The organism is Asaia sp. A2 (assembly GCF_057319415.1).
On record NZ_JBXWTO010000002.1, the window covers coordinates 150880 to 167130 of the forward strand.

A 16251-nucleotide genomic window follows, 5' to 3' on the forward strand; every position below is an offset into this window, starting at 1 on the left:
TGTGCCCGGTTTTCCATGCCCCAAGAGCGATGGCAATGGTAGATCACTAGAGGTGCAGGACTTTTTATCCCGCCGGTGGTAATCGATCCATCATGCAACAAGCGTTTTCCGAGAATCCATCGTCTGCGCGGCGATCTGCAGAAACGTCCCCCACTGAAGCCGAGGCTCTTGCGGCGCTCAGGGCCTCGCGTCGTCTGGCTGGCGGGCTGTTGCTGGGTATGGGCGGACTCATGGTGGTTTCCGCTGGCCTCCCGGCGCTTGGGCTTGTGCGCGACAGTCTTGTCCTGGAGGTCCTGCGTTCCGGAGCGCGGGCGGGCGTGGTGGGGGGCATTGCCGACTGGTTTGCGGTCACGGCGCTGTTTCGCCATCCGCTCGGCCTTCCCATACCGCATACGGCCGTATTGCCACGGCAGCAGCCCCGCCTGGCGCGGGCTCTGGGACGGTTTGTCTCGACTCAGTTCTTCACTGAAGAGGATGCCGGTCGGGCGCTGGCTTCGGCGGATGTGGCACGTATTCTGGCCAACCTGCTGCGACAGCCACGCACGGCAGATGCTGCAGGCTCTGCCTTGCGCCGCAGTATACCAGCCATGCTGGACCGACTGGAGGACGGGCGTGCCAGTGCCGCTATTGCCAAAGCGTTGCCAGTGCTGGCCCGTGGGGAGGCCTCCATCAATGTGGTAACCCGGGCCTTGCGTGCTCTGGTTGAGGATGAATTGCATCAGGAGGTGCTGTCTGCGCTACTGGAGCGCTTCAAGGGCGCCGTGCAAAAGCGCGAGGCGACATTGCGTGGCTTTATCGAGGAGCGTGTGCGTGAGCAGGGCGGTCGCATGATTGGCTGGGCCATTGGTCCTTCTGTCGCCAATCGTGTGATCACAGCGCTTTATCTTGAGCTTGAGCGGATCGACCCGCAGGATTCGGAGCTGCGTGAGGGTTTTACCAGCTGGATACGTGCAGAAATCGACCGGTTGGAGCAGGACCCCGAGCGGCGGGCGCGTTTTGGTGATGCTGTGAGCGGTTATCTGGGGCATGACAGCCTCAAGCTGTGGTGGTCCGAAATATGGCAGCGTTTCCGGACCCTCGCCGAGGATGATCTGTCCAGCGAGAGTGGGTGGAGCCGCAGCGTGATCGAAACGGCCCTCCAGAGTCTGGCTGACCAACTCGACCATGACCCCACCATGCGCGCGCGTCTTGAGCAGACGCTGCGGACGACGCTTGTACGTATCCTGCCTTCACTGCGCGACAAACTGGCCGTCTATATTGCATCGGTCATGGAGCGATGGGACCCAGCGGAACTGTCCGCGCGGCTGGAGCAGCGCGTAGGGCGCGATCTTCAATACATCCGTATCAACGGTACATTGGTCGGTTTCGTGGTCGGCGCAATGCTGGACATGTTCATGCGGCTCTGTTTCGGCCATCTGGGCTGACCCATCGTCCTGCGGTGCAAGCCCTGTGCGGTCATACCTCGCGCGCAGGATGCACAAACACCTGTTTTATCCGCATGACAAAAGGCGAAAAGGGTTGACGCGGGAGCCTCGGACGCGCATCTGCTAGAAAAATAGCACCATTTAGGTCTTTAATTTCTGTCCATGCGGAACTGATCGAGGGAGCAGAATGCTCAGGTTATCGAAACTCGCTGATTACGCTACGGTTCTGCTCGTGCAGCTTGGCCAACAGGACACGCTCATGACAGCCACTGCGCTCGCGGGTGCGACCGGTGTGCCCGAGCCGACGGTTGCCAAGCTTCTCAAGGGGCTGGCAGCAGACGGGCTTGTGGCCTCGCATCGCGGGGCACGAGGTGGCTACCGTCTGGCCCGGTCGCTCTCCGATATCTCGATCGCCGCCGTTATCACTTCGGTCGATGGTCCGATTGCACTCACAGCCTGTGTCGAGGGACGTGTATGCGAGGCCAAGTCGCTCTGCTCTCTTTCTTCGGGGCAGTGGGACATGGTGAACACGGCCATTCGCTCGACCCTTGAAGCCATCAATCTGGCGGATATGAGCCGCGCCCATCTCTCGGGGGGCTTCATGCCGGCGTCGCGCTGTGTGACGCATGATCATGCCGAGAATCACGACCAGCATCCTGCCAGGGAGGGATGACATGCCAGCCGTAACCGAAACACGCGAAGCCGTCGAAACCCTCGGCCAATCGACCTATAAATGGGGTTTCGAGACCGAGATCGAAATGGAGTTCGCGCCCAAGGGCCTGAGCGAGGATACGATCCGGTTCATTTCCGCGCGCAAGCAGGAACCTGAATGGATGCTCGAATGGCGTCTTCAGGCCTTCCGTGCCTGGAAGTCCATGGAAGAGCCAAGCTGGCAGAAGCCCCATTATCCTGCCATCGACTATCAGGATGCTTTCTACTTCGCCGAGCCGAAGACGAAACCCGGCCCGAAATCGCTGGAGGAGGTCGATCCCGAGCTGCTGCGGACCTATGAAAAGCTGGGTATCCCACTGTACGAGCAGGCCATTCTGGCCGGGGTCGAAGGCGCTGGCGAGCCTGAGGCACGCCTGCCCGTGGCGGTCGATGCCGTGTTTGATTCCGTTTCGGTCGTGACGACATTCCGCAAGACTCTGGAAGAGGCTGGCGTGATTTTCTGTCCGATATCGGACGCCATTCGCGAGCATCCCGAACTGGTGAAGCGTTATCTCGGCTCGGTTGTGCCGGTCAGCGATAATTTCTTCGCTGCGCTCAACTCCGCCGTGTTCACTGATGGCTCGTTTGTCTATGTGCCAGAGGGTGTGCGTTGCCCAATGGAGCTGTCGACCTATTTCCGCATCAATGCCCGCAATACCGGGCAGTTCGAGCGTACGCTGATCATCTGTGAGGACCGCGCAACCGTCTCGTACCTTGAGGGCTGCACCGCGCCGATGCGCGACGAGAACCAGCTTCATGCCGCCGTGGTTGAACTGGTGGCCATGAATGATGCCACCATCAAGTATTCGACGGTACAGAACTGGTATCCCGGCGACGAGAACGGCAAGGGCGGCATCTATAATTTCGTGACCAAACGCGGCGCCTGCCGCGGTCGCAATGCCAAGATCTCCTGGACACAGGTCGAGACCGGCTCCGCCATTACATGGAAATATCCGTCCTGCATTTTGGCGGGTGAGGGCTCAGTTGGCGAGTTCTACTCGGTGGCCGTGACCAATAACCGCCAGCAGGCTGATACGGGCACGAAGATGATCCATCTGGCGCCAAACACGCGCTCGACCATCATCGCCAAGACCATCTCGGCCGGACATTCGGACAGCACCTATCGCGGACTGGTGCGCATGATGCCCAAGGCACGTGGTGCTCGCAATTTCACGCAGTGTGACAGCCTGCTGATCGGTGATCAGTGTGGCGCGCATACCGTGCCCTATATCGAGAACCGCAACATGACGGCCCGTGTCGAACATGAGGCGACTACTTCGAAAATTTCCGAGGACCAGCTGTTCTATTGCCGGTCCCGTGGCCTGTCGGAAGAAGATGCGGTGGGTCTGATCGTCAACGGGTTCTGCAAGGATGTCCTGAAGGAACTCCCCATGGAGTTTGCAGTGGAAGCACAGAAGCTCCTGCAACTCAGTCTTGAAGGTAGCGTCGGGTAAAGAGCCGCAACATGAATGATTTTCTGAAAATTTCCGGTCTCTGTGCGCAGATCGACGATAACGGAACCCCCAAGGAGATTCTGCGCGGTCTGGATCTCGAAGTACCCAAGGGCGAAATTCACGCCATCATGGGGCCCAACGGATCGGGCAAGTCGACCCTGTCTTACGTGCTGGCCGGGCGTGACGATTATGAAGTCACGGGTGGCAGCGCCTCCTTCCAGGGCGAGGATCTGCTGGCCCTCGAGCCGGAAGAGCGTGCGGCACTTGGTCTGTTCCTTGCCTTTCAGGCCCCTGTGGAACTGCCAGGCGTCAATAACGCGAATTTCCTTCGCACGGCCGTCAACGCCGTTCGTCGCGCCCGCAAGGAAGACGAGCTGGATGCTGTCGGCTTCCTGAAGGCGGTTCGTGCAGAAACCAAGCACCTGCACATGTCAGACGACATGCTCAAGCGCAACGTGAATGTCGGCTTTTCGGGTGGCGAGAAGAAGCGCAACGAGGTGCTTCAGATGCGCATGCTTCGCCCGAAATTCGCGATCCTCGACGAGACCGATAGTGGCCTCGATATCGACGCCCTGCGTATCGTGGCCGAGGGCGTCAACAGCCTGCGCGGGCCTGATTTCTCGGCGCTGATCATCACCCATCATCAGCGTCTGCTGGATTATATCCAGCCGGACCGCGTGCATGTGATGGCCAAGGGACGCATCATCCACAGTGGTGGCGCAGAAGTGGCGCTCGCACTGGAAGCCCAGGGTTATCAGCAATATCTCGAGGCGGTGGCATGAGCGACGTCGCAGCCTTGTCGCCTGCGGTCGGGTCGTTTCTGACACGTGCCCATGAGGGTGAAGCCCGCGCGCTGCTCGCGCAGCAGGGCCTGCCCCAGCGTCGTGCCGAAGCGTGGCGCTATACGCCGCTTCGCGAGATCGAGAAAACGAGCTTCGACGCGCCTAGTCCCGTGTCGCTTGGTGATGCGGAAGCGCTCCTCGCCCGTCTGGCCCCTGAAGCGCGCACCGGAAATCGCGTTGTCTTCATCAACGGGTCGCTGGTTTCTGGGCTGACACGCCTGCCGGAGGGTGTTGTCATCACGAGCGACGTGGCCTCGCTGGTGGCCGATCGGCCTTTGAGCGTGCTCAACAACGCCCTGCGTCAGCCGGGTCTGTCTCTGGTTGTGCCGGAGAACGTTCAGGCCGGTCAGGTCTGCCTCGTTTCGCTGGTGACGACTGATACGCCGGTCTCGACCCATCTTGCGCATCAGGTCACGCTTGAGGCCGGGGCTTCGATGACCCTGCTCGATATCCAGTCGGGTGAGGGGGGCTATCTTGCCAATCCGAGCCTTACGGTGTCAGTCGCGGAAAAAGCGCATCTGACCCATCTGCGCGTCCAGCAGGATAGCCTTGAGTCCACCAACCTGGCCTTCGTCAATGCCTGCGTGGCTGAGCATGGAACGTATGACAGCTTCACCCTGACGCTGGGGGGCAGGCTCTCGCGACATGAGGTGCTGGCGCATCTGGCTGGAAAGCATGCCGTGGTGCATGTGAATGCGGCCCAGCTTCTGGCCGGTACGCAGCATGCTGATCTTACATCGGTCATCACCCACGCTGCTCCCGATTGCAATTCGCGCCAGACCGTCAAGAACGTGCTTATGGATGCGGCTCATGGCGTGTTCCAGGGCAAAATCCACGTTTATCGCGTTGCTCAGAAAACCGATGGCTATCAGATGAACCAGGCACTTCTTCTTTCGGAGAAGGCCCAGATTGACAGCAAGCCCGAGCTGGAAATCTATGCGGATGACGTGAAGTGCAGCCATGGCGCGACCGTTGGTGCGCTTGATGACGAGCAGCTTTTCTATCTGCGCGCGCGCGGCATCCCCTATGCGGAAGCACGGGCCATTCTCGTGCGTGCCTTCCTGCTGGATGCGCTGTCTCTCGTGACTGACGAGGCCGCTCATGCGCTGCTCGACCAGCGCGTGGATGCGTGGTGGCAAAAAAGAGAGGGATGATGTCCTCAATCGACATGCTCGACCGTTTTGCTGCCTTGCGCAGCCGGTTTCCGATCCTGTCCGAGACGGTTCATGGCCGCCCGCTTGTCTTTCTGGACAGCGCGGCGTCGTCCCAGAAACCGGATTGCGTGATCGAGGCCATGACGCACGCGATGCAGCATCAATACGCGAATATCCATCGCGGGCTGCACTGGATGAGCGAGCGTACGACCGAAGCCTATGAATCGGTGCGTACGCAGGTTGCGCGTTTTCTGAACGCCCCCGATCGTCATGAGGTTATCTTCACGCGCAACAGCACCGAGGCCATCAATCTCGTTGCTCACTCCTACGGTGCCTTGCTCAAGCCGGGTCAGGCGGTGCTGATTTCGGAACTTGAGCATCACTCCAATCTCGTGCCCTGGCAGATGCTGCGTGACCGCACCGGGATCGAACTGCGCGTCGCCCCCATCACTGAGACTGGCGATCTCGATCTCGATGCCTATGAAGCCCTGCTGGCCGATGGCCGCGTCGGGCTTGTGGCCATCACGCATATGTCCAACGTTCTGGGCACGCTGACACCCGCAAAAACTTTGGCAAGTCTGGCCCATCAATACGGGGCGAAAATCCTGCTCGACGGGTCACAATCGGCCGTGCATCGCGCGATTGACGTGCAGGATCTGGACGCTGACTTCTTTGTCTGCACAGGGCACAAGCTCTACGGCCCGACCGGGATCGGTGTGCTCTGGGCACGCAGCGCGTTGCTCAATGCCATGCCGCCATTCCTTGGTGGCGGCGAAATGATCGAGACTGTGAGTTTCGAGAAATCGAGTTGGGCCGCTATTCCGCACAAGTTCGAGGCGGGAACGCCCCCCATCATTGAAGTGATCGGGCTTGGCGCTGCGCTTTCTTTCATGGAAGAGCTGGGCGCTGCATCCATCGCCGCCCATGAAAATGCGCTTGTGGCCTATACGCGTGACGTGCTGGGTGGCAGCGCAGGCGTGAAACTGATTGGTTTACCGGCAGAACAGGGCGGTGTGGTCTCTTTCATTGTCGAGGGCGCGCACCCACATGATCTGGCGGTGCTGCTGGACCGGCAGGGTATTGCGATACGTGCCGGTCAACATTGCGCCGAGCCACTGATCAGACGCCTTGGCCTGACGGCTACGGCACGAGCGAGCTTCGGCGTTTACACCACACGAAATGATATCGACGCATTGGTGAAGGGCGTAGCACGCGCCCGTCAGATGCTGGTCTGACCAAGGGAGGTCTTTCATGTCTGAAGAAGGTCACATCCTGACCAGACCGCTTGGCGCTCCGGCGGAAACGCCAGCGCCAGAGGCTCAAACCGGAGTTCCGGACGAGGACAGCGTCATATCGGCCATTGCGACTGTTTATGACCCGGAAATACCGGTCAATATCTACGAGCTGGGGCTGATCTACGCCATCGACCTGCATGATGATGGCCGCGTGGATATCGAAATGACGTTGACCGCCCCGAATTGCCCGAGCGCGCAGGAATTGCCCGAGCAGGTGCGTGAGGCTGTGGCGGCGCTTCCCGGTGTCAGCAATGCGAGTGTTTCGATTGTCTGGGATCCACCATGGGATATGAGCCGTATGAGCGACGACGCCCGCCTTGCGCTGAACATGTTCTGAACCGGGAGAGAATCATGAGCGATACGACAACCGCCCCAGCACCGGTGAAGCGTGCCCTGCCGCCCCTGATGCAGATGACCGAGCGCGCCGCCACACGGCTGAAGAAGCTTTATGAGGGCGCAAACAAGGGCCAGCTTTTGCGTATTGGCGTGAACACGCGTGGCTGTTCAGGCATGTCCTATGACATGAGCTTTGTGGAGAGCGTGTCGCCCGGTGATGAGCGCGTGACCGATCACGGGGTGGACGTGCTGGTCGATCGCAAGGCGACCCTGTTTCTGATCGGCACGGTGATGGATTACGAGGTCAAGGATCTCGAATCCGGCTTCACCTTCACCAATCCGAACGAGAAAGGCCGTTGTGGCTGTGGCGAGAGCTTTCACGTCTGACGACGTGAGAGCCGCTTCTTGCTTCTGGTAAAGGCGATGACGGCTTCAACCTCGGTCGACCAGAGGAACTGGTCGATAACCGCGATCGACAGCACATCGTATCCCGCCTTTTTCAGGAGTGCCGAATCCTTGCTAAGCGCCTGCGGGTTGCAGCTGACATAGATGATGTCTTCGACCTTGGACCGTGCGATATGATCCATCTGGATCAGCGCACCTGCGTGAGGCGGGTCCAGAATGACAACGCGCGCCTTTTCAAGTTCTTTTGCGATAAGCGGCTGACGCGTCAGATCGCGATGCGTTGTCTCGATACGCTGGCCAATCGCGCCCGACTTCAGCGCAGCAATGGCCTCGAAGTGGCCCTCATAGGCGAGAACACGGCCCTTCTGCGCGAGAGGCACGGTCAATGTGCCGAAACCAGCGAACAACTCGACGATAGGGTCGCGACGGTTCAGCGCAGGCAGAGCGGCGAGAACGGCCTCGGCAATGGCAGTCTCGCTCTGGGTGCTGGCCTGCAGAAATCCGCCGGGGGGCGGTGTGAGCTTTACGCTGCCGAAGGCGTGAAAGACCGGGCCCTGCTGGGCAACGATTTCATAGCCGTCATTCGGGCGGCGCTTCGAGCGCCATGAGATACGCGGGATCTTGTGTGTCTGGCCGAAATTGGCGAGCTTTACCCGATCGGTCGGTACAAGAGCTGCGTCCGTCGACAGCAGAATATCGGGGCCGGAGCTGTAGAGATTGATCTGCAGATCACCCCCACCTGTGACGGCGCCGAGTGAGGCAAGAACCTCGCGCAGGGGAGCGAGCAGCGCAAAAAGGGCAGGATCGATGACATGACACTCGGTCATATCCACGACATCGCCATGACGGCGATGCAGCCCAAGGATAATCCGGCCGGGTAGGCGCTGGAACGCCAGATCGATGCGGCGGCGGCTCTCAATCGGCACCTGCATGGCTTCGATACGGGGTAGATTGTCGAAGCCCGCACGCTGCAACGCGTGCGCTACGAGGCCTGTCTTCCATTCGAGGAGTGCCGGGAGGGTGGTTGTCTGCATGGAACAGCCGCCGCAACTGTCAAACAGCGCGCAGACAGGGGTAACGCGATTGGCGGAAGCGCTGTCGATATCGAGAACTTCGATATGCCGATCGCTGCCAACACGAAGCTTCAGGCGGTCTCCGGGGACGGCTTGCGGAATATAGGCGGGCTTGTCATCGATAAGGACAAGCCCGTCGCCGTTCGCCCCGTAGGAGAGAACGGTTGTATCAATCAGGGACGCCATGATCGCTCAGACAGTACCGCGATGCTGGATCGGACCGATCTGATCTTCATTCTCGATCCGGCGATTGCGACGCGGCAGGAGCATGAAGGCCGGGGTCTCATGGCCGAAGCCCGTGCGCGGTGCGTCGTGATCGAAGGCGTTCGTCGGCGCTATGGAACCGCGGTCGGCGCTCGCATGCTCGCGAGAGTGACGCTCGATCGTTGCATCCTGCTTCGGGCGCGATGCTTGACGCGCCGGTTCGGAAGCAGCTGCACGGTCACGGTCACGGTCACGGTCACGGTCACGGTCACGGTCACGGTCACGGTCACGGTCACGGTCACGGTTTTCGCCGTGGCGGTTCTGGCGACCGCCGCGGTCTTTCCCGCGTCGCTCACGACGCTCGTTCTGGCTGCCTTCCTGCTCCGGATCGGCCCAGGGGAGAGTGTCGATGCCCTCGACTTCGACCATCGGAATCGGCGCGTGTTTCAGCTTTTCGATACCCTCAGCCAGAAGCTTCTGGCGAGGTGAGGCCAGGCTGAAGGCATGACCTGTCTTGCCCGCACGTCCCGTACGACCAATGCGGTGGATATAATCCTCGGCATTGAAGGGCAGGTCAAAATTGAAGACATGTGACAATCCGCCAATATCGATGCCGCGAGCCGCAACGTCGGAACAGACGAGAATCTGCAATTCGCCAGCCTTGAAGCGTTCCAGCGTCTTGAAGCGCAGAGACTGGGCCAGATCGCCGTGCAGGTGCCCAACCGCGAAGCCGTGCTTGTGCAGCGATTTGTAAAGCACATCTACGTCGCGCTTGCGGTTGCAGAATATGATGGCGTTTTGCACGTTTTCGCGACGCAGCAGCTTGCGCAGGACGCGACGTTTGTCGTGTTCATCAACGATCAGCAACGCCTCTTCAATGGTTGTGGCAACCGATGAAGGACGGGAAACCGTGATTTCCTCAGGCAGATGCAGAAATTGATCGGCCAGAGTGCGGATCTCCGGGGCCATCGTAGCCGAGAACAGCAGGGTCTGGCGGTGCACTGGCAGCATGGAGACAATGCGCGTGATATCGGGAATGAACCCCATATCCAGCATACGATCCGCCTCGTCGATGACCAGAATGCCGGTCTGAGTCAGAAGCAGCCCGCCGCGATCGAAAAGATCCATGAGGCGGCCCGGCGTGGCGATCAGGATATCAACACCCTGATTAAGTACCGCACGCTGGTCAGCCATGCTCTCGCCACCAATCAGCAGGGCATGGTTGAGCCGCAGATGCTTGCCATAGAGCGCGAGGTTTTCTGCAACCTGCAGTGCAAGCTCGCGCGTCGGTTCCAGAATGAGAGAACGTGGCATGCGGGCGCGAGCGCGCGAGCCTGCGAGTTTCTCCAGCATGGGCAGGGTGAAGGACGCTGTCTTGCCGGTGCCCGTCTGGGCGACACCCAGCACATCCTGTCCGCTCAAAACGACCGGAATGGCTCGCGCCTGAATCGGGGTTGGGTGCTCGTACCCCATTTCCTCGATGGCACGCATGATTGGTGCAGAGAGGCCGAGTTCGGAAAAGAGCGGCTTGGGCGCATCAACGAGGGCCTGCAGTGCCGTATCAGACTCGACTGACTCGGTTGTGCTCGCAGGAGGGGTGTCTTGCGTTTTGGTCGCAGCATCAGCGGGCGATGCGTCCGCTGTAGCCGCACGGGCTGAGTTCCTGCCATCACGCCGACGACGCGAGCGCGTTGCACGGTTGTCGCTCTGTGCCTCAGGCTCGGAAACCGCGGGGGTAGGGGCTTCGGGTCCAGCAACCGTGGGGCTGCTCACGGCTGGCGCGTTATCCTGCGCGGCAACCTTCCCGGCGGCTTTCTTTACAGCGCGGCTACGTGTTTCTGCCGGGGACGTGCTGGGGGCGCTGTTGCGACGTGAGGGACGACCGGCGCGAGGCTTGGGCTCGTCTGTGACAGGTGTTGCGGCCTCAGCAATTGCTTTTTCCTGCTTGGGCGCAGCGGGTTTTCTGCCGCGGCGTGGCTTCTCAGCTGGCGTTGCTGTGTAGTCGCTTTTGACCTCGCTCTCTGCAATTTTTGCAGCGGCAGCCGTCTTGCGCGGGCGGCCCGGTTTGCGCTTGGCAGGCTGTTCGGGCGAGACTGGCCCTTCTGGGCTCGCGTCAGCAGGAGCGATCACGACGGCCTCGATCTCGGTCGCGCTGGCGTCCTTGCTGCGCGAGGAGCGGCGGCCTGCGGATTTCGGCCCGTCAGCCTTGCTGCCTGCCGTTGCGGGTTTGGTGGCCTTGCGCGTGGTGGATTTTGCTTTGGCCGTGGTCTTGGCGGTAGTGGAGTCTGTCGCGTTGATCTCGGGCTCGGAAGCAGCTTTCGTCGCTGCCGTCTTGATGGCGCCTGCCTTGGCTGGGCGCGCTGCCGAAGTCTTTGTCTTGCGTGCAGCTTTTGCGACGGGCGCCGCAACCGAGGCCTTGGGTTTGCTGTTGCGCGGCTGTGTGTCAGCCACGGCCTCCATCACGGATTGTTCCGTCTTTGAGGTGGAACGTTTCTTGCGTGTGGTGGAGGTCTTTGCAGAACCTGCGGTCGATTTTGCGGTCAAACTGCTCTCTGATAACTTTGGAGGTCCAGAAATGATGCGGTGCCTTGGCGCTGCATATTCTCAAACAGGTCAGCTCGTCATGCTGGCCAATTGCCTGTGCGTTATCGCGAAATCAGGCAAAAGGCAAGATTTTACGGGGAATTTTGCGCGTCTCTCATTCTGCCCGTCGCGCCAGCCCGTATAGGCAGGCCCGGGACGGGGTCATTTTCTGCCTACATATTGCCGCCCATAGCCGCGCAAAGCACGGTCAGGACACCAACACCGACCATAATGATCACGCGCTGGCGGACCTTGTTGAACAGGGCAGGCTGCGGGCGGATGGCGCGGCGAAGGCTCTGGAACGGACCGAGATAAGCGCTCACGAAAATCAGTGCCATGACAAGCGCAAGACCCTGCATGAGGTTGATCGGCAGGCTCATATTCGCAAAGCCACCCGTATGAATGACGAGCAGCCATCCCGTCACCAGCGCGGTCGGGATGATGTGCAGCAGGGTACGAAAATAACGCGCGATGAGCTGCATCTGGACGTTCTGGCGCTGTGCGGGCTCCAAAAGGGCCACGGTGCTGCGGCTCACAATGGCTGCATAGAGACCGCCGCCAATCCAGTACGCCATGCATAACAGATGGATGGCGAGAACGAGGCTCCAGAGAAACGGGTTCGACATGGGGGCTCCATAACGGGTCGGTTCGCGCATGAACCAGCCCTCAAAAGGGCGGCATCATGAATACACGGGGTTGCTGCGACGTTCCCTAGCAGTATGCGCGAAATCATCAACAGTGGAGTGAATTCATGACAGCCTTGCCGCTACGTTTCTGTCTGCCCGACCCTGCGCAGTGTGCCGCAATGGATGACATGGCGAGCCATGGTATCGGCATCGAGGCGTTAATGGAGCGCGCTGGTTGGGCAGTGGCGCAGGCCGTCAGAACGCGGTTCGCCCCGTGCCGCGTGCTGGTCCTGTGTGGGCCTGGCAATAATGGAGGCGATGGCTATGTGGCGGCGCGCTATCTCGAGCGCGCGGGGTGGCCGGTTCAGGTGGCGGCGCTGGCCGCACCTCGGGCAGGCACCGTAGCTGCTCAGGCAGCGGCGCGCTTTCATGGCAGGCATGTCGTTTTTGATCAGGAAAGTGCGGCACGTGCCGATCTGGTGATCGATGCTGTTTTTGGGGCCGGGCTCGATCGGGCTCCATCGGACGAGGTGATGACCATGCTGGCCAGCGCGAAAAAGCTGGTGGCGATCGATCTGCCAAGTTTTGTCAATGGCCGCACTGGCGAGTTGCTGGTCAAGGATCGTGCCTCCCGAGAGGTGCCGGATTACCTCATGAGTGTTACGTTCGTGCGGCCCAAACCGGGGCATGTGCTGTACCCTGCGCGTTCGGTCTGCGGGGAGGTGATCTGCGCGGATATCGGCATGCCGAAAGACTGCGTGGCGCACGCCGCCCCTGACATATGGCTCAACCACCCCGCGCTCTGGGCCATTCCGTCCATGTCGCCCAATGACCACAAATACACTCGCGGCGTGGTCAGTCTTTGTGGCGGGGCGGTCATGCCGGGTGCCACACGTCTGGCGGCAGCGGGTGCACGGGCGAGCGGGGCCGGGCTTGTGCGGATCAGCGCTGGCAAGGCTGCACAGGCTTATCGCCTGGGTGCGCCCGGACTGGTGATCGACGATGCGCCCCTACCGGCGTTGCTTGAGGATGAACGGCGCAAGGTCTGGCTCTGCGGACCGGGACTGACGCCTGAGGAAGTGGAAGCGGCATTGCCGAGCCTGCTCCGCGCGGGTCGTATCGTTCTTGCGGATGCCGGAGCGCTTGGTTGGGCCGATGGCGTTCCGGAAAAGCTGCGCGGCGTGTCGGTCATCACGCCCCATATCGGAGAATTTACCAAGTTATTCGGTGCGCCCGGCAAGGATCTGGTCCAGGCCGCGCGTGCTGCGGCGGAGAAGCTTGATTGCGTGGTGCTTCTCAAAGGGGCTGTGAGCATTATCGCAGCGCCGGATGGACGGGTGATGCTCAACGATCATGCGAGTCCGGCACTGGCCACGGCAGGCTCCGGAGACACGCTGGCCGGTGTGATTGCCACGATGCTGGCGGCAGGTATGCCGGCCTGGGAAGCCAGTTGTGCCGGGGCCTGGCTGCACGGCGAAGCAGGGATAAAGGCTGGCAACTGGCCTGTTGTCGAGGCACTGGATACTTATCTTGGTGATGCGCGGGCGCTGGCAATCGCCCTTCACGCTGCTGCGCATGCGCAGGTGTGAAAGCTTATGGGCATGCCGTGGAGCACCCCGTCTTGTGAAAAGATTGATCTTGCTGTAAAGCGGCGCGCTTGACGGCTCAGTTTACTCTGATCCGAGTGTGCGGGCGTGGTGGAATTGGCAGACACGCCAGATTTAGGTTCTGGTGGCGCAAGTCGTGGGGGTTCAAGTCCCTCCGCCCGTACCAAAAAATTTTCTCCTTAGTCGGGGCTTCCTGCCTTGCCTGTGCTGCGATGAAGCCGGGCGCGGGGCCCCGATGGCAACCCGGTCAATAGAGGATCGCCTGACAGATGCAGGTTACCCAAACGCAATCCGAAGGTCTGAAGCGCGGCTTTACCGTCACTGTGCCGGCTGGCGATCTGGAGGCGCGACGCGCCGCTCGTCTCGCCGAGCTCGGCCGCACGATCAATCTGCCCGGCTTCCGCCCCGGCAAGGTGCCCGCATCGCTCGTCAAGCAGCGCTATGGCGCCGCCCTGAACGGCGAGATCATGGAGCAGGCTGTCAACGACTCCACCAACAAGGTGCTGGAAGACAACAAGCTGCGCCCCGCCGTGCAGCCCAAGGTCGAACTGGTTTCCGGTGGCGAAGGTGAAGGTGATCTCGTTTTCAAGATCGAGCTGGAAGTCCTGCCCGAAATCGCCGTGCCGGATCTGTCGGGTCTCGAACTGACCCGCCTGACGGCCAAGCCGAGCGACGAGACCATCGACAAGGCTCTGGCCGAGCTGGCAAAGCGTCAGCGCAGCTTCGAGATGATCGAGGAAGATCGCGCTGCCCGTACCGGTGACGTTGTGAACTGCGACTTCGTGGGCAAGCTCGATGGCACGCCCTTCGATGGTGGCACGGCGCAGGACGTCAATGTCGAGATCGGTGGCGACGGCTTCATCCCTGGCTTTGCCGAGCAGCTCGAAGGCATGAAGGCTGGCGAAGAGAAGGTGATTACGGTCACGTTCCCCGCCGAGTATCAGGCCAAGGAACTGGCTGGCAAGGAAGCAACCTTCGACATCAAGGCGAATGCGCTCAAGACTCCGGTTGATCCGGCGCTTGATGACGAGCTGGCCAAGAAGATCGGATTCGAGAACATCGCCCAGGTGCGTGACATCATCGTCAAGCAGGCTGAAGGCGAATACGGCCAGCTGTCGCGTCTGCGCATCAAGCGCGAGCTGCTGGATGCCCTGTCGGACAAGACCGATTTCGAAGCGCCCGAGAGCATGGTCGAGAGCGAGTTCGGCCAGATCTGGCAGCGCGTCGAGCAGGATCGCGCTTCGGGTGAGATGGATGAGGAAGACGCAGGTAAGGACGAAGAGACCCTGCGCGCCGATTACCGCAAGATTGCCGAGCGTCGCGTAAAGCTGGGTCTGCTGCTGGCAGAAATCGGCCGCACCAAGGAAATCACGGTGACCCGTGAGGAACTGATGCAGGCTGTCCGTCAGGAAGCCATGCGCTACCCCGGTCAGGAGCAGGCCGTTTTCGAGTTCTTCAGCAAGAACCCGCAGGCAGCCGATGGTCTCCGTGGCCCGATTCTCGAAAACAAGGTTGTCGATTATCTGATCGAGCTGGCCAAGGTCACCGAGAAGGAAGTCACGCCGGAAGAGCTGGCAGAGATTCCGCCTGCCGATCTCTGATCGTCTGATTCGCGCCGAAATGTCTGGAGTCCGTTCGTTTTTTGACGGACGGGCTCTAGGCGTTCATGGTGGCCATACCAAGATGAGAGAAGTCACACACCGGCCCTGATGGGGCCGGTGCCAGTTAGGAACGGAAATGGCCATGAGGGATCGCGATCCTGTCGAGATCTTCAACAACGCGCTCGTACCGATGGTCGTCGAGCAGACGTCACGCGGCGAACGCGCTTTCGATATCTATTCCCGCCTGCTTCAGGAGCGGATCATTTTCCTGACAGGCCCGGTCTACGACCAGGTGGCCGCTGTCATCTCGGCTCAGCTTCTCTATCTGGAGAGCGTCAATCCGAGCAAGGAAATCTCGTTCTACATCAACAGCCCCGGTGGTGTGGTTTCAGCTGGCCTCGCGATGTACGACACGATGCAGTACATCCGCTGCCCTGTAAGCACGGTGTGCATTGGTCAGGCGGCATCGATGGGTTCGCTGCTGCTTGCAGCCGGTGAGAAGGGACGTCGGTTCTGCCTCCCCAATGCCCGCGTCATGGTGCATCAGCCTTCAGGCGGCGCTCAGGGCCAGGCATCGGATATCGAGATCCAGGCACGCGAGATTCTCGAAATCCGCAAGCGCCTCAACGAGATCTACCGTCATCACACCGGGCGTACGCTTGAGGAAATCGAGCAGAAGCTTGAGCGTGATTCCTACCTCTCGGCAGATGAAGCAAAGGCCTTCGGTCTGGTCGATGAGGTTGTTCAGGCACGCCCCAAGAGTGTTGCCGAGCCGGGCTGAGGCCCTTGCTCTCCGGTTGCGAGGTCCGGCCCTCCTGCCGGGCCCTACGCGGCGAACGGGCAATCCCGCCCTGTGATTGCCCCCAGGTTTCCAATTATTGCCTCTTGCCGGAGGGGCTTGCCGGGCTTCTGTCGCCTGGCCTAAGTTTGAAGTTC

Annotated in this window: 14 protein-coding genes and 1 tRNA gene; 12 read left to right on the top strand and 3 right to left on the bottom strand. The window is 60.6% G+C overall.

Annotated features, from left to right (window positions below):
* Nucleotides 1–92: 92 nt before the first annotated feature.
* From ACWNRM_RS03005 to ACWNRM_RS03040, 8 genes are all read left to right on the top strand, one after another.
* Nucleotides 93–1424, top strand: coding sequence for a DUF445 domain-containing protein (locus ACWNRM_RS03005; RefSeq protein WP_485169433.1), 1332 nt, complete (start codon nt 93–95; stop codon nt 1422–1424).
* Nucleotides 1425–1611: 187 nt separating this feature from the next.
* Nucleotides 1612–2097 (top strand): SUF system Fe-S cluster assembly regulator, encoded by a 486-nt coding sequence (locus ACWNRM_RS03010; protein ID WP_023977505.1) that lies wholly within the window; start codon nt 1612–1614, stop codon nt 2095–2097.
* Nucleotide 2098: 1 nt separating this feature from the next.
* Nucleotides 2099–3589, top strand: coding sequence for a Fe-S cluster assembly protein SufB (sufB, locus tag ACWNRM_RS03015; protein WP_485169434.1), 1491 nt, complete (start codon nt 2099–2101; stop codon nt 3587–3589).
* 11 nt (nt 3590–3600) lie between these two features.
* Nucleotides 3601–4371: a Fe-S cluster assembly ATPase SufC gene (gene sufC, locus ACWNRM_RS03020; RefSeq protein ID WP_062164355.1), complete on the top strand. Its 771-nt coding sequence runs from the start codon at nt 3601–3603 to the stop codon at nt 4369–4371.
* Nucleotides 4368–5585: a Fe-S cluster assembly protein SufD gene (sufD, locus tag ACWNRM_RS03025; protein WP_485169435.1), complete on the top strand. Its 1218-nt coding sequence runs from the start codon at nt 4368–4370 to the stop codon at nt 5583–5585. Before sufC ends, sufD begins: the two co-directional genes overlap by 4 nt.
* Complete coding sequence (locus tag ACWNRM_RS03030) at nt 5582–6820, top strand: aminotransferase class V-fold PLP-dependent enzyme (protein ID WP_485169436.1); 1239 nt, start codon at nt 5582–5584, stop codon at nt 6818–6820. The genes sufD and ACWNRM_RS03030 overlap by 4 nt, the downstream gene beginning before the upstream one ends.
* Before the next feature lie 16 nt (nt 6821–6836).
* Nucleotides 6837–7217 (top strand): SUF system Fe-S cluster assembly protein, encoded by a 381-nt coding sequence (locus ACWNRM_RS03035; RefSeq protein ID WP_485169437.1) that lies wholly within the window; start codon nt 6837–6839, stop codon nt 7215–7217.
* A 14-nt stretch (nt 7218–7231) separates the two neighbouring features.
* The gene (locus ACWNRM_RS03040) at nt 7232–7603 is read left to right on the top strand and encodes a HesB/IscA family protein (RefSeq protein ID WP_485169438.1); all 372 of its coding nucleotides are present in this window, start codon (nt 7232–7234) and stop codon (nt 7601–7603) included.
* On the opposite strand, the gene ACWNRM_RS03045 is transcribed toward ACWNRM_RS03040, so the two are convergent.
* The 3 genes from ACWNRM_RS03045 to ACWNRM_RS03055 all read right to left on the bottom strand — a co-directional run bounded on the left by ACWNRM_RS03045 (nt 7594) and on the right by ACWNRM_RS03055 (nt 12137).
* The gene (locus ACWNRM_RS03045) at nt 7594–8880 is read right to left on the bottom strand and encodes a class I SAM-dependent RNA methyltransferase (protein ID WP_485169439.1); all 1287 of its coding nucleotides are present in this window, start codon (nt 8878–8880) and stop codon (nt 7594–7596) included. The two genes, ACWNRM_RS03040 and ACWNRM_RS03045, sit on opposite strands and share 10 nt — an antisense overlap.
* Before the next feature lie 6 nt (nt 8881–8886).
* Nucleotides 8887–11358, bottom strand: coding sequence for a DEAD/DEAH box helicase (locus ACWNRM_RS03050; RefSeq protein WP_485169512.1), 2472 nt, complete (start codon nt 11356–11358; stop codon nt 8887–8889).
* A 296-nt stretch (nt 11359–11654) separates the two neighbouring features.
* Nucleotides 11655–12137, bottom strand: a complete 483-nt coding sequence (locus ACWNRM_RS03055) for a hypothetical protein (RefSeq protein WP_231944661.1) — start codon at nt 12135–12137, stop codon at nt 11655–11657.
* Between the two features lie 95 nt (nt 12138–12232).
* Between ACWNRM_RS03055 and ACWNRM_RS03060 the strand changes: the two genes are divergently transcribed.
* The 4 genes from ACWNRM_RS03060 to ACWNRM_RS03075 all read left to right on the top strand — a co-directional run bounded on the left by ACWNRM_RS03060 (nt 12233) and on the right by ACWNRM_RS03075 (nt 16096).
* Nucleotides 12233–13696, top strand: a complete 1464-nt coding sequence (locus ACWNRM_RS03060; RefSeq protein WP_485169440.1) for an NAD(P)H-hydrate dehydratase — start codon at nt 12233–12235, stop codon at nt 13694–13696.
* A 99-nt stretch (nt 13697–13795) separates the two neighbouring features.
* Nucleotides 13796–13880 (top strand) — tRNA-Leu (locus ACWNRM_RS03065).
* 103 nt (nt 13881–13983) lie between these two features.
* Nucleotides 13984–15315, top strand: coding sequence for a trigger factor (gene tig / locus ACWNRM_RS03070; protein WP_485169441.1), 1332 nt, complete (start codon nt 13984–13986; stop codon nt 15313–15315).
* Between the two features lie 142 nt (nt 15316–15457).
* A complete protein-coding gene (locus ACWNRM_RS03075) occupies nt 15458–16096 on the top strand; it encodes an ATP-dependent Clp protease proteolytic subunit (RefSeq protein WP_023977494.1) in 639 nt (212 codons plus the stop codon).
* Nucleotides 16097–16251 lie beyond the last annotated feature (155 nt).

Bases quoted from the DNA above. Each gene is read 5' to 3' on its own strand.
- ACWNRM_RS03005 (WP_485169433.1), top strand. From the start codon at position 93: ATGCAACAAGCGTTTTCCGAGAATCCATCGTCTGCGCGGCGATCTGCA.
- ACWNRM_RS03010 (WP_023977505.1), top strand. From the start codon at position 1,612: ATGCTCAGGTTATCGAAACTCGCTGATTACGCTACGGTTCTGCTCGTG.
- sufB (WP_485169434.1), top strand. From the start codon at position 2,099: ATGCCAGCCGTAACCGAAACACGCGAAGCCGTCGAAACCCTCGGCCAA.
- sufC (WP_062164355.1), top strand. From the start codon at position 3,601: ATGAATGATTTTCTGAAAATTTCCGGTCTCTGTGCGCAGATCGACGAT.
- sufD (WP_485169435.1), top strand. From the start codon at position 4,368: ATGAGCGACGTCGCAGCCTTGTCGCCTGCGGTCGGGTCGTTTCTGACA.
- ACWNRM_RS03030 (WP_485169436.1), top strand. From the start codon at position 5,582: ATGATGTCCTCAATCGACATGCTCGACCGTTTTGCTGCCTTGCGCAGC.
- ACWNRM_RS03035 (WP_485169437.1), top strand. From the start codon at position 6,837: ATGTCTGAAGAAGGTCACATCCTGACCAGACCGCTTGGCGCTCCGGCG.
- ACWNRM_RS03040 (WP_485169438.1), top strand. From the start codon at position 7,232: ATGAGCGATACGACAACCGCCCCAGCACCGGTGAAGCGTGCCCTGCCG.
- ACWNRM_RS03045 (WP_485169439.1), bottom strand. From the start codon at position 8,880: ATGGCGTCCCTGATTGATACAACCGTTCTCTCCTACGGGGCGAACGGC.
- ACWNRM_RS03050 (WP_485169512.1), bottom strand. From the start codon at position 11,358: ATGGAGGCCGTGGCTGACACACAGCCGCGCAACAGCAAACCCAAGGCC.
- ACWNRM_RS03055 (WP_231944661.1), bottom strand. From the start codon at position 12,137: ATGCGCGAACCGACCCGTTATGGAGCCCCCATGTCGAACCCGTTTCTC.
- ACWNRM_RS03060 (WP_485169440.1), top strand. From the start codon at position 12,233: ATGACAGCCTTGCCGCTACGTTTCTGTCTGCCCGACCCTGCGCAGTGT.
- tig (WP_485169441.1), top strand. From the start codon at position 13,984: ATGCAGGTTACCCAAACGCAATCCGAAGGTCTGAAGCGCGGCTTTACC.
- ACWNRM_RS03075 (WP_023977494.1), top strand. From the start codon at position 15,458: ATGAGGGATCGCGATCCTGTCGAGATCTTCAACAACGCGCTCGTACCG.